Below are 12107 nucleotides of genomic sequence, written 5' to 3'. Positions count from 1 at the left end.
CGGGAGAGCCATCCCATGACATCGCCAAAGCTCGACCGCCGCCAGATGCTGAAGCTCGAGGCCGCCGCAATTGCGGCCGCTGCCGCGGGCATGCCGGTGCCGTCGCTCGCCGCCAATCTCGTCGCTGAGCGCGACGTCGCCGAACTGAAATGGGACAAGGCCGCCTGCCGCTTCTGCGGCACCGGCTGCTCGGTGATGGTCGCGACCAAGGACAATCGCGTCGTCGCCACCCACGGCGATACCAAGGCCGAGGTCAACCGCGGCCTCAACTGCGTCAAGGGCTACTTCCTCTCCAAGATCATGTACGGCCACGACCGCCTGACCCAGCCGATGCTGCGCAAGACTGATGGCAAGTACGTCAAGAACGGCGAGTTCACGCCCGTGTCCTGGACCGAAGCCTTCGACATCATGGAGGCGAAGTGGAAGGAGGCGATGAAGAAGCGCGGCCCAAACGGCGTCGCCATGTTCGGCTCCGGACAATGGACGATCTGGGAAGGCTATGCGGCGTCAAAGCTGTTCAAGGCCGGCTTCCGCACCAACAACATCGACCCCAACGCACGCCACTGCATGGCCTCCGCCGTCGCGGGGATGATGCGCACCTTCGGCATCGACGAGCCGGCCGGCTGCTATGACGACATCGAGGCCACCGATGCCTTCGTGCTGTGGGGCTCCAACATGGCGGAGATGCACCCCATCCTGTGGACGCGCGTGGCCGACCGACGGCTCTCTGCGCCGCATGTCCGCGTCGCCGTGCTCTCGACCTTCGAGCACCGCTCGTTCGACCTCGCCGACATCGGCATGGTGTTCAAGCCGCAGACCGACCTTTATTTGCTCAACGCCATCGCCAACCACATCATCAAGACGGGCCGGGTCAACAAGGATTTTGTGGCCGCGCATACCGTGTTCAGGCGCGGGCAGACCGACATCGGCTATGGCCTGCGGCCGGAGCATCCGCTGCAGAAGAAGGCCACCGGCGCGGCCAAGGCCAACGACTCCACCGACATGACCTACGACGAATACGTCAAGTTCGTCTCTGAGTACACGCTGGAGAAGGCGGCGCAAATGTCCGGTGTGCCGCTGAACCGGCTGGAAGCGCTCGCCGAGCTCTACGCAGACCCGAAGACAAAAGTGGTCTCGTTCTGGACCATGGGATTCAACCAGCACACCCGCGGCGTCTGGTGCAACAACCTCGTCTACAACATCCATCTCCTCACGGGGAAGATCTCCTCGCCCGGCAACAGCCCGTTCTCGCTGACCGGCCAGCCCTCGGCCTGCGGCACCGCGCGCGAGGTCGGCACCTTCTCGCACCGCCTGCCCGCCGACATGGTGGTGACCAACAAGGAGCATCGCGACAAGGCGGAGCATCTCTGGCTGCTGCCCGAGGGCACCATTCCCGACAAGCCCGGCGCGCACGCGGTGCTGCAAAGCCGGATGCTGAAGGACGGCCTCATCAACGCCTATTGGGTGCAGGTCAACAATAATCTGCAAGCCGGCCCGAACGCCAACGAAGAGACTTATCCCGGGTTTCGCAACCCCGACAATTTCATCGTGGTCTCGGACGCCTATCCGAGCGTGACGGCACTCGCCGCCGATCTGATCCTGCCGACCGCGATGTGGGTCGAGAAGGAAGGCGCCTACGGCAATGCCGAGCGGCGCACGCAGTTCTGGCACCAGCTCGTCCAGGCGCCCGGCGAGGCCAAGTCCGACCTCTGGCAGCTCATGGAGTTTTCAAAGCGCTTCAAGATCGAGGAGGTCTGGCCCGAGGAGCTGATCGCCAAGAAACCGGAGGTTCGCGGCAAGACGCTGTTCGACGTGCTCTACAAGAACGGACAGGTCGACAAATTCCCCGTGACCGACATCGAGCAGGGCTATCTCAACGACGAGTCCAAGGCGTTCGGCTTCTACGTGCACAAGGGCCTGTTCGAGGAATATGCCTCGTTCGGTCGCGGCCACGGCCACGACCTCGCGCCGTTCGACACCTATCACCGCGAGCGCGGCCTGCGCTGGCCTGTCGTCAACGGCCAGGAGACCAAATGGCGCTTCCGCGAGGGCAGCGACCCCTACGTCAAGCAGGGCGCGGACGTGCAGTTCTATGGCTACCCCGATGGCAAGGCGCGCATCTTCGCACTGCCTTACGAGCCGCCGGCGGAATCGCCCGACAACGACTATCCGTTCTGGCTCTCGACCGGCCGCGTGCTGGAGCACTGGCACTCCGGCACCATGACGCGCCGCGTGCCCGAGCTCTACAAGGCTTTTCCGGAAGCCGTCTGCTTCATGCACCCGGATGACGCGCAGGACATGAAGCTGCGCCGCGGCGATGAAGTGAAGGTCGTCTCGCGCCGCGGCTTCATCCGCGCCCGCGTCGAGACGCGCGGCCGCGACCGGCCACCGCGCGGCCTGGTGTTCGTGCCGTGGTTCGACGAATCCAAGCTGATCAACAAGGTGACGCTGGACGCCACCGATCCGATCTCGCTGCAAACCGACTACAAGAAATGCGCCGTGCGCATCGAGCGGGTGAACGTGTCATGATGAAGCGATTTGGTATCGCCCTGCTCGCCTGCGCGATCGCCGCCGGCGCCAGCTCGCTGACCGCGCAGACGGTGACGTCCGGCCTGCGCGGCCCGACCCCGCTCAATGACGAGGGACCGGCGCCGCCGATGCTGCCGAACCGCAACACGTCGGAGCGGGAGGTGCGCAACTATCCGGAGCAGCCGCCGGTCATCCCGCACACGATCGACGGCTACCAGATCGACCTCAACGGCAACAAATGCCTGTCCTGCCATGCGCGGGCACGCATTGCGGAATCGCAGGCGCCGATGGTCTCGATCACGCACTTCATGGACCGCGAGGGCCAGTTCCTGGGGTCGATCTCGCCGCGGCGCTTCTTCTGCACCGAATGTCACGTGCCGCAGAACACCGCAACACCGCCGGTCAGCAACGACTTTACGGACATCGACACCTTGCTGTCGCGTGCAAGCCCCGGTGGCCGGCGATGACGACGACCGCTGATGAATCCAAAGCCAAACGCGGCTTCATCGCGCGCGCGTGGGATTTCGCGCTCGAGCTGTGGGGCGTGCTGTCGCGGCCGAGCACGGTGTTCGCGCTCGGCACGCTCGTGCTCGCAGGCTTTGCCGCCGGCGTGATCTTCTGGGGCGGCTTCAACACCGCGCTGGAATTGACCAACACCGAAAAATTCTGCACCGGCTGCCACGAGATGAAGGACAATGTCTATGCCGAGCTGAAGTCGACCATCCACTTCAGCAACCGCTCCGGCGTGCGCGCGACCTGCCCCGACTGCCACGTGCCGCATAACTGGACCGACAAGATCGCGCGCAAGATGCAAGCGTCCAAGGAGGTCTGGGGCAAGATCTTCGGCACGATCGATACGAGGGAGAAATTCCAGGACAAGCGCCTCGAGCTGGCGGCGCATGAATGGGCGCGCTTCAAGGCCAATGATTCCCTGGAATGCCGCAACTGCCACAGCGCCGATTCCATGGACATCACCAAACAATCGTCGCGGGCTTCAGTGGCGCATCAGCGCTTCCTGTTCACGGGCGAAAAGACCTGCATCGACTGCCACAAGGGCATCGCCCACCATCTGCCCGACATGCGCGGCGTTCCCGGCTGGCAATAGGGCCGATCCGGGCCGCTTGAACCTGCGGTGCGAATGGTTAGTTTTGAGATCCGGCGAATCGCATCGTTTCGCCTCTCCTCAAGACAGATATGGCCACTTTCACCCCGCATCAGGATGCCGCGCTCAAGGCCGTCGGCGATTGGCTTAAAGCCAAACCGGGCCGCAACGGCACGCCGCCGGTGTTTCGGCTGTTCGGCTTTGCCGGCACCGGCAAAACCACGCTGGCGCGGCATATCGCCGAGGGCGTCGACGGCGAGGTGAAGTTTGCCGCCTTCACCGGCAAGGCCGCCCTCGTCATGCGCAACAAGGGCTGCGATGACGCCTCCACCATCCATTCGCTGATCTACCGCGCCCGCGAATCCGGCGAGGAGCAGCCCAGCTTCGAATTGTGGGACGATGCGCCGGCCTCAAAAGCCAAGCTGATCGTGATCGACGAATGCTCGATGGTCGATGCCGAACTCGGCCGCGACCTGATGTCGTTCGACTGCCCGCTGCTGGTGCTGGGCGACCCTGCGCAGCTGCCGCCGATCCAGGGCGGCGGCTTCTTCACCAATTCCGAGCCGGACGCGATGCTGACCGAGGTGCACCGCCAGGCCCAGGACGACCCGATCGTGCGGATGTCGATGGACGTCCGCGAGGGCCGCGAGCTCGACATCGGTCGTTACGGCGAAAGCGAGGTGGTGTCGCGGAAAGAACTGGATCCCGATCGCGTCATGGGCGCCGACCAGGTGCTGGTCGGCCGCAACAACACAAGGCGCGCCTACAATATGCGGGTGCGGCAACGGCAGAACATCGAGGACGTCTTTCCGGTCGCCGGCGACAAGCTGGTGTGCCTGCGCAACAACCGCAAGAAGGGCCTGTTCAACGGCGGCCTGTGGCGCGTCAAGTCGCGCAACACCTCGCGCTCGAAATCGCGCATCCTCTCGATGCGGCTGTCGCCGGATGAAGAGTTTGGCCACAAGGTCACAAAAGTCTCGGTGCGCGCCGATTGCTTCGAGGGCGGCATCGAGCAGATCGCCTGGGAGCAGCGCAAGCCCTATGACGAGTTCGACTACGGCTACGTGCTGACCGTGCACAAGTCGCAGGGCTCGCAATGGGACGACGTCGTGCTGTTCGACGAGAGCTTTGCGTTTCAGGAGAGCCGGGCGCGGTGGCTGTATACGGGCATCACCCGGGCGGCGAAACGGTTGAGTATCGTGGTTTAGAGCGCCGCTGCCGTAGGGTGGGCAAAGGCGCAATGCGCCGTGCCCACGATCTCTCTCCACAAGCAATGAACGCGTGGGCACGCTTCGCTTTGCCCACCCTACGGCACCGTGAATGTGGCGCCGATATCGCGCCGTTCACTTCCCCGCAACGAAATAAAAATCCTCCCTGCCCGGCGGCGAGCCGTAGGTGAACGGCTGCTGCACGTGCTTGGTGGCGGACCAGACATCGTCGCGGACGATGTCGAACAATTTCCGGATCTCGACCTTCGGCTCCTTGAGCTCGCGGGCGAGTGCGGTGGAGAACGGACTGTCGGCGCCGTTGTCGCCGTCGATCGCGGTCTCGCCGTGCTTGGCTGCGTAGACCACCATGAAGCCGGCGCCGGGCTCGATGTTGGAAAAGCCCTTGTCGACCAGCTTCAGCGACAGCGTATGCTGCATGGTCGGCGCGAACGGGTTGTCGCGGCAGGCATCCAGGATCACCAGGCGCACTTTTCGCGCAGCTCCCACCGCTGCAATCACCTGCTCCAGCGCGACGGCTTGCGTCTCGGCGTCCCGGTCGACCGCGAGCTTGGCATCGACAGGAACGAGGTAGTTCACCCCGCCGATCTCGAAGCCGTGGCCGGCGTAATAAACCACCGCCCAGTCGGCCTTCTCCGCTTCGTCGGCAAAGGTCTTCAAAGCGTCGAAGAACTTGTCGCGGGTCAGGTCGCTGACGGAGATCACGGTCTGGAAGCCGACATCGTGCAGCACGCCCGCGATCAGTTTGGCGTCGCGCGGCGGATTTGGCAGGGCGTGGACGTTCTTGTAGGCGCCGTTGCCGACGACCAGCGCGACGCGGCGCCCGGTGGGCGCGCCTCCCGGCGTTTGCGGCGTCAGCGCTGCGAGCCGCTGCTGCGCGGTGGCGCGGGCGCGGGCGACGTCGTACTCGTCGAATTTCGTCAGCGAATAGGCGGCCGCGCGGTAGTCGGCGCGGGCCTGGGCGAGGTCTTTCTTGCGCTCGTAGAGCTGGCCGCGGCCGGAATGCGCGCGGACATTGTTCGGGTTGATCTGGATCACCGTGGTGTAGTCCTTCAGCGCAGCGTCGAGATCGCCCTTCAACATGCTGACATCAGCACGATTGTTGATCGCGTAGACATTCCTCGGCTGCTTCTCGATCAGACCGTTGCAATCGGCGAAGGCCAGATCGTATTTGCCCATCAGGCCGTAGGTGGTGCAGCGATTGGCCGCGATCTGCTGCGCGGTCGGATCGATCTTCTCCGCCTCGGCGAAATCGGCAATGGCGCCGTCATAGTCCTTCATCACCGTGCGCACACGGGCACGATTGGTCCAGCCGAGCAGGAATTTCGGCGTGTATTTGATCGACAGGTTGAAATCGTCGAGCGCGCTCTGCAGCGCGGCCCGGCGCAGCTGAATGGTGCCGCGATTGTTGTAGGCATAGCCGAAATTCGGCCGCTTCTGGATGGCGAGATTGTAATCGGCCATCGCGAGGTCGTCCTCGCCCTTGTGCTCATGGGCGATGCCCCGCACGTTGATGGCGCCGACATTGTCCGGATCCAGCTCGATGGCTGAAGTCAGCGCCTCGATCGCGTGGTCATAATCGCGCTTGCTGATCAGCGCCTGGGCGTGAATGACGAGCGCGAGCGATTTGTCCTTGCCGGTGACGCGGTTGGCGTTGAGCAGGTTCTCGCAGGCCGTCGTCCGCGCCGCGGTTTCGGCCTGGCGATCCCTGCAGGTGGCGAGGTCGTCGCCGGCTTGCGGGTCCGCCGCGGCGGTCGCGATGCCCGCGAGGAGTATGACAAAGCTCAAGGGAACGACGCGCAGCATGTTGTCAGATCAGCTCCAGCCACCACAATTTAAGTCGAACGGCGATCGTGCCGGTTCATCTAGCCCGGAGTTCCCCAACCCGCCAAGCCGGACCGGGGTTAGCGGCTTTTTTTCACGGACTCGTGTCACGCCGGCTGTAACAATCGCCGGCTCGGTCCGTATCTGAGGTGTCTGAAAACGCCGGGCAGGCTGTTCGCCAGCCCTCAACCGCCCTAAACTGTCAGGCCTTCCGAAAGAGGATCCGCCATGCGCCGCTCCGTCCTGTCCCTGCTCGCCGCCACCGCCGCCTTGTCGCTCGGCTTTGCCGCACCGACCTGGGCCGCCGAAGACGCCATCGTGATCCCCGCCCCCGCCATGGACGCAGCCCCCGCGAGCGGCATCCAGACCGCTGTCATTGCCGGCGGATGCTTCTGGGGCGTGCAGGGCGTGTTCCAGCACACTGCCGGTGTCGTCAACGCCGTGTCCGGCTATGCCGGCGGCACCAAGGCGACTGCGGACTACGAGACGGTCTCGACCGGACGAACCGGCCATGCCGAGTCGGTCGAGATCAAGTTCGACCCGAAGAAGATCTCCTACGGCAAGATCCTGCAGATCTACTTCTCGGTGGCGCACGACCCGACCCAGCTCAACCGCCAGGGGCCCGACACCGGCACGCAATATCGCTCGGCGATCTTCACCACCTCGGACGAGCAGAAGAAGGTCGCGGAGGCCTATATCGCCCAGCTCAACTCCGCCAAGGTGTTCAGCAAGCCGATCGTGACCAAGGTCGGTACGCTCGAGGGCTTCTACCCGGCGGAGGCCTACCACCAGGACTATCTGACGCTGCACCCGAACCAGCCCTACATCGCCTTCAACGACATCCCGAAGGTCGAGAACCTGAAAAAGCTGTTCGCGGATAACTACATTGAGAAGCCGACGCTGGTGAGTGCCAGCAAGGCCACCAACTGATCTCGAGATCATCAGAAAAACGGGAGACCCATGCCCGACACCAAGACGAAAACCACCGACGACAAGGTCATGAAGAGCGAAGAGCAGTGGCGAAGCGAGTTGACGCCGATGCAGTACGCAGTGCTGCGCGAGAAGGCGACCGAGCGTCCCTTCTCCGGCGAATATGAGCACGACCACCGTGCCGGCACCTATGTCTGCGCCGGCTGCGGCAACGTCCTGTTCGAATCCGACGCCAAGTTCGATTCCGGCTGCGGCTGGCCTAGCTTCACCGCGCCTGCGGTCGAGAGCCATATCGACGAGGAGCGGGACACGACGCACGGCATGATCCGCACCGAGGTCCTCTGCTCCAAATGCAGCGGCCATCTCGGCCACGTCTTCCCCGACGGACCGGGGCCGACCGGCCTGCGTTACTGCATCAATTCGGCGGCGCTGAAGCTCGAGCCGAAATAAGATTGCGCCGCCGGGTTCCCCGATGGAACCCGGCGGCGCGATGTGCTTTTCTCTTCCAGCGGTGCAGCCGATGTGTGCATTCCGGCGGCCGCCAGGGAGGACGCCATGACACTCGGGACCATCCTGATCATCCTGGTGATCATTTATCTGCTGGGCGGCTGGTCCGGCCGGATCGGCGGCTATGGCTACGGCATGGGCCATTCCGGCATGGGGATCGGCGGCGTCGTTCTGGTGGTGCTGCTCGTCCTGCTGCTTCTTGGTAAACTATAAACCATACAAGTTACTGAATTTACTTAGATTTCCGCTTCTGCGGACCTGCCATGCGTGGATTCATCATCTCCCATCGCAGGGGTCGCAATTTTGTCAAATCGGCTTATATTAGGGGTCGAAAATGACATGCGGCGGGCCCGCTCGATTGCGGCCCCTGCCCTCCCAAACCCCACGCGCTTAAAGCCCCAGAGAAGATCACGAGGTCTTTGACCATGCGTCCACTGCGTCCGTTCAACTTCAACACTTCCGCCGAGCTCTTCCCCGCCGCCATCCGCAAGAAGAAGCGCGCGGGCTTCACCTACCGCCGTTTCGGCACTGCGGCCGAAGCCGTGCAGTTCGCGATGGAGCAGTTGCCGACGGATTCGCTGAACGGCGCATATCTCCAGGTTGAGGAAGCCCGTTTCGACCAGAACGGCATCCGCTCGCTCTACGAGAGCGAGGCCTTCCCGCTGCCGCGCCGTCCCAAGCCGGCCCCGGCCGCCGAGACCGACGCCGACGCGGCGTAAGATTTAGCAAAACTCCGATGTGCGGAGAAAGCGCGATGGCCGAAAGGCTGTCGCGCTTTTTGCGTTTGGGCGACACTCTCTCTTTCCCCTCTCCCCGCTTGCGGGGAGTGGCGAAGACCTACATCCGTGGCTGCTTGTCGAGCCAGCGGCGCAAGAGGCGCACATTGCGCATGTTGGCGCGGAACATGACGTCGAAGGCATCGCCCGCAAACGGCACCATGCCGACCACGCCGTCGACCGCGACATTGCCGAGCATGCGCGCGGTGATGTACCAGGGCGCGCCGAGCGCGCGGGCCTCGCGCACCAACCACAGCGAGATCGCGGTGGTGATGATGTCGCCGATCACTGGGATCAGCCCGATCAATCCGTCGATGCCGTAGCGGATGTTGGTGCCGGGCAGGACGAAGGCGACATCGAGCAGCTTGGCGATCGCCTCGAGCCGCGCGAGCCGCTGTTCCCGCGTCAGATTGCCGAACGGATTGCCATTGCCAAATCCATTGCCAAATCCTTGGCCGAACTCGACACGGAACTCGCGAAACCCCTGCTCCAGTGTTTCAGGCCGGATCTCGTGGCCCTCCTGGTCGATGATCGGACCGCGCGCATGCGTCCCGGAACGGGACCTGCGCGGCGCGAGAATGTCGTCGTCTTGCATGGTCATGGCCGTTGTGAACTCACGAGCGCAGCAGAGGTTGCTGCATCGCGTCCGATGGTCGCGGGCTTAGCTCGCCGCCGTCGCCGGCCGCGGCTCCTCGACGTAATGATGCACGAGCCAGGATGAAAGCATCGCGGGCACGAGACCGACTAGGCCGTACAGGATCAACTGCACCGCGCCCGAATCCGACCCGCGCGAGCCATAGGTGAATGCGGCGAGGACGAAAGCGAGCAGGCCGACCAGCAGCATCCGCAACACCGGCCCGATCCGCCTGACATGGAGCAGGATGTCGTCGATCGCACCGATCATCAGCGACGGCAGGAAGCCGAACAGATAGCTGTATTGCAGGGTCTTGAAGAACACCACGATCAGCTTGCCGACCTCGCCGAGATGCGCCTCGGCCCAATAGCCGGACTGGTAGGTCGTCGTCATCAGCAGCAGGAATCCGCCCACGAACGGACCGACGAGCGCGAACACCAGATAGCGTTTCATCAAGGACTCCTCATACGCGAGGGCATTTATAGCAGCGGGCCGGGAACCTTGGATAGCGGGGTTGCGGGCTGTTTGGGGGAACAAGTGGCAAGCCGGCGGGTTCAGACTGGAGCCGAAATTGACCCGTCAGATTTGGAGCCGCCGATGTCCCGTAAACTGTTGTTGCTGGCGACGATCACCCTCTCCGCCCTGTCGAGCGCACCCGCCTTTGCGCAAGGCCATATGGGCACGCCGCAGGAGCAGAACGCGTGCTCGCGCGACGCCTCGCGACTGTGTCGCAAGGATCTCGGCAATGACGGTGCGGTGCAAGGCTGCCTGCAAGCCAACCGGGCAAAACTGTCGCGATCGTGCAGCAAGGTGTTCGCGAGCCATGGAATGTAAGATCGGCATGTGAGCTCGCGCCGCCTTTTGCGTGACGGAGGCGCAACAGCTGCGAATTCCTTCGCGCCTCCCATTGAAGCTTCACGGCAATCGCGCATACTCAGGTCGGGCGGCGCAGCACTTTTCGATTCGAATATCAGAAAAAATCGAGCGACCACATCCGGGAATGAACACCCGGCATGAAGGCTGTGACATGCGGCAGATCAAGCCGCGTGCGGCGTCCCAACAATCAAGCGGCTCAAATCCGCGCAACTCGGGGACGCATTTTTCATGACACGCTATCGGACTATCGCCACGCTCTTCACCTTCGCCGCCACCGCCATCGCCCTCCAGACATCGCCCGGCCTCGCCTTCTCGCCCGAAGCGCAGCAGATGTGCTCGGACGATGCGATGCGGCTGTGCTCCAGTGAAATCCCTGATATCCCGCGGATCACCGCCTGCATGGTGCGGAACAAGTCGCATGTCAGCCCCGGCTGCCGCGCCGTGATGGACCGCGAAGCCGCCGCAGCAGCAACCCGCAAGCGGGAAGCCGCCGCGCAGTAGTGCCGGCAAATTCCAAGTAGGCAGCTGCTCCCCCGGTTGGGCCGTCACCTCTCGCCGCTGGGGAGAGGTGAAGAGCTCAGTCGCCCCACTGCGCGAAAGCGTCGTTGAAGGCGCGCTCGCCGGGAGCGCCCTTCTCGATGGCGATGATGGCGCGGCGCTGATTGGCGTAGACCAGCGGCACGTCGAACCAGGAGCGCTCCTTCAGGAGCTGGACGTTGCGGGCGCGATCGGCATCGACATTGGAGAGGCCGACCAGGAAGAAGCCGTCGGTGACCTTGACCGCGAGCCCTGCGAGCGGCGTGCCGCGCGCCTGCTCGTTCGACTTCATCAAGATGCCCGGTACGTTGGAGACGCTGCCGCTCGGAAAGTCCGGCGGCAGGATGAAGGTCAGCTCGGCCGTGTGGCTCGCCGGCAGCGACGAGTCGGTGTTGCGGCGGAAGGACATCGTCATCTTGAACTTGCGGTCTGGGATCTCGATGTCGGCGCGGACGGCGACGTCGGCCTTCTGGTTGCCCGACGCCTTGATCGGCTCGAGCCGCCACACCACCGAGCCGACATATTGCTTGCCCTTCGGGTCGGACGGATCCTCGTCATAGAGCACCACCTTCTGCGCCACCGGTGCGGCGGGCTGGTCGCTCGCCGAGGGCTGGCCGACGCGATCCGGAATCTTGGGCTTGGTCTGCGGCTGCGACGTATCCTTCGGCGCCTCCACCACCTGAGTGGGCGACGGCTTGAACAGATTGGTCGCGGTCTGCACCAGCTGCTTGCCCCAGAGGATGCCGGCACCGACCAGGATCAGCACGATGCCGATGGCGATCGCGCTCTTGAACGGGAAGACCGAGCCCCTTCCGGCGCGCTTCTTGACGTCGCGGTCGGGCGCGATGCGTGGACGCGGCGACGGCGGCTGCGGCGTGTAGCGCTCGGCCTCCTCGATCGACTCGTCATAGGAATAGGGCGCATCGCCTTCGCCGGCGCGGTTTTCCAGGCTCGGCTCGAGCCGGTCGAATTCCGGCGAGGGCGAAGGCACGTTGGCGTAGGTGCGGCGCGCGGCCCGGTTGGCCTGCGCGGCAGCGCCGCCGAGGTCGTTGACGTCAGCCGTGATGTCGCGGAAGCCGCGCACGCCAGGGGCCGGCGGCAGCGGTGGCGGCGGACCGCCCTCCGGCGGGCGTCGCGGAGAGGAGCGCCCAGGCGGCGGCTCCGGC

At 64.2% G+C, this 12107-nt stretch carries 14 protein-coding genes; 10 read left to right on the top strand and 4 right to left on the bottom strand.

The features are described from left to right. The first annotated feature begins 15 nt into the window (after positions 1 to 15). From napA to XI06_RS20440, 4 genes are all read left to right on the top strand, one after another. Positions 16 to 2529 carry a nitrate reductase catalytic subunit NapA gene (gene napA / locus XI06_RS20455; protein WP_271606293.1) on the top strand — a complete coding sequence of 838 codons (2514 nt, stop codon included), beginning with the start codon at positions 16 to 18 and terminating at the stop codon, positions 2527 to 2529. Next, the gene (locus tag XI06_RS20450; RefSeq protein ID WP_237862877.1) at positions 2526 to 2996 is read left to right on the top strand and encodes a nitrate reductase cytochrome c-type subunit; all 471 of its coding nucleotides are present in this window, start codon (positions 2526 to 2528) and stop codon (positions 2994 to 2996) included. Before napA ends, XI06_RS20450 begins: the two co-directional genes overlap by 4 nt. Continuing rightward, entirely contained in the window at positions 2993 to 3634 is a 642-nt protein-coding gene (locus XI06_RS20445; protein ID WP_271606292.1) for a NapC/NirT family cytochrome c, read from the top strand. Before XI06_RS20450 ends, XI06_RS20445 begins: the two co-directional genes overlap by 4 nt. An 89-nt stretch (positions 3635 to 3723) precedes the next feature. Next, entirely contained in the window at positions 3724 to 4839 is a 1116-nt protein-coding gene (locus tag XI06_RS20440; protein ID WP_220003245.1) for an ATP-dependent DNA helicase, read from the top strand. Positions 4840 to 4974: 135 nt separating this feature from the next. Here XI06_RS20440 and XI06_RS20435 read toward each other — a convergent pair whose 3' ends face one another. Continuing rightward, positions 4975 to 6663, bottom strand: coding sequence for a caspase family protein (locus XI06_RS20435; RefSeq protein ID WP_271606291.1), 1689 nt, complete (start codon positions 6661 to 6663; stop codon positions 4975 to 4977). A 246-nt stretch (positions 6664 to 6909) separates the two neighbouring features. On the opposite strand from XI06_RS20435, the gene msrA reads away from it, so the two are divergent. From msrA to XI06_RS20415, 4 genes are all read left to right on the top strand, one after another. Continuing rightward, positions 6910 to 7611 (top strand): peptide-methionine (S)-S-oxide reductase MsrA, encoded by a 702-nt coding sequence (msrA, locus tag XI06_RS20430; protein ID WP_237862880.1) that lies wholly within the window; start codon positions 6910 to 6912, stop codon positions 7609 to 7611. 30 nt (positions 7612 to 7641) lie between these two features. Continuing rightward, entirely contained in the window at positions 7642 to 8061 is a 420-nt protein-coding gene (msrB, locus tag XI06_RS20425) for a peptide-methionine (R)-S-oxide reductase MsrB (protein ID WP_237862881.1), read from the top strand. Between the two features lie 105 nt (positions 8062 to 8166). Beyond that, positions 8167 to 8331: a DUF3309 family protein gene (locus XI06_RS20420; RefSeq protein ID WP_035731827.1), complete on the top strand. Its 165-nt coding sequence runs from the start codon at positions 8167 to 8169 to the stop codon at positions 8329 to 8331. A gap of 212 nt (positions 8332 to 8543) precedes the next feature. Then, a complete protein-coding gene (locus tag XI06_RS20415; RefSeq protein WP_027560969.1) occupies positions 8544 to 8837 on the top strand; it encodes a hypothetical protein in 294 nt (97 codons plus the stop codon). Between the two features lie 118 nt (positions 8838 to 8955). Here the strand turns inward: XI06_RS20415 and XI06_RS20410 are convergent, their stop codons facing one another. Together XI06_RS20410 and XI06_RS20405 are read right to left on the bottom strand one after the other, a co-directional pair. Further along, positions 8956 to 9495, bottom strand: coding sequence for a DUF4112 domain-containing protein (locus XI06_RS20410; protein WP_237862882.1), 540 nt, complete (start codon positions 9493 to 9495; stop codon positions 8956 to 8958). Positions 9496 to 9555: 60 nt separating this feature from the next. After that, on the bottom strand, positions 9556 to 9981 hold the full coding sequence (locus XI06_RS20405; RefSeq protein WP_237862883.1) for a DUF5413 family protein: 426 nt from the start codon (positions 9979 to 9981) through the stop codon (positions 9556 to 9558). Positions 9982 to 10125: 144 nt separating this feature from the next. Between XI06_RS20405 and XI06_RS20400 the strand changes: the two genes are divergently transcribed. Both XI06_RS20400 and XI06_RS20395 read left to right on the top strand, forming a co-directional pair. Further along, the gene (locus XI06_RS20400; RefSeq protein WP_237862884.1) at positions 10126 to 10362 is read left to right on the top strand and encodes a hypothetical protein; all 237 of its coding nucleotides are present in this window, start codon (positions 10126 to 10128) and stop codon (positions 10360 to 10362) included. Between the two features lie 270 nt (positions 10363 to 10632). Then, a complete protein-coding gene (locus XI06_RS20395) occupies positions 10633 to 10905 on the top strand; it encodes a hypothetical protein (RefSeq protein ID WP_237862885.1) in 273 nt (90 codons plus the stop codon). Positions 10906 to 10981: 76 nt separating this feature from the next. Here the strand turns inward: XI06_RS20395 and XI06_RS20390 are convergent. Further along, positions 10982 to 12107 (bottom strand): hypothetical protein (locus tag XI06_RS20390; protein WP_271606290.1); only part of this gene is annotated, 1126 nt, incomplete at its 5' end.

It is taken from the genome of Bradyrhizobium sp. CCBAU 11434 (genome assembly GCF_028128895.1).
Lineage (GTDB): Bacteria > Pseudomonadota > Alphaproteobacteria > Rhizobiales > Xanthobacteraceae > Bradyrhizobium > Bradyrhizobium zhengyangense.
The sequence above is the reverse complement of the archived record's forward strand: the minus strand, read 5'-3'. Positions and strand labels throughout refer to the sequence as shown.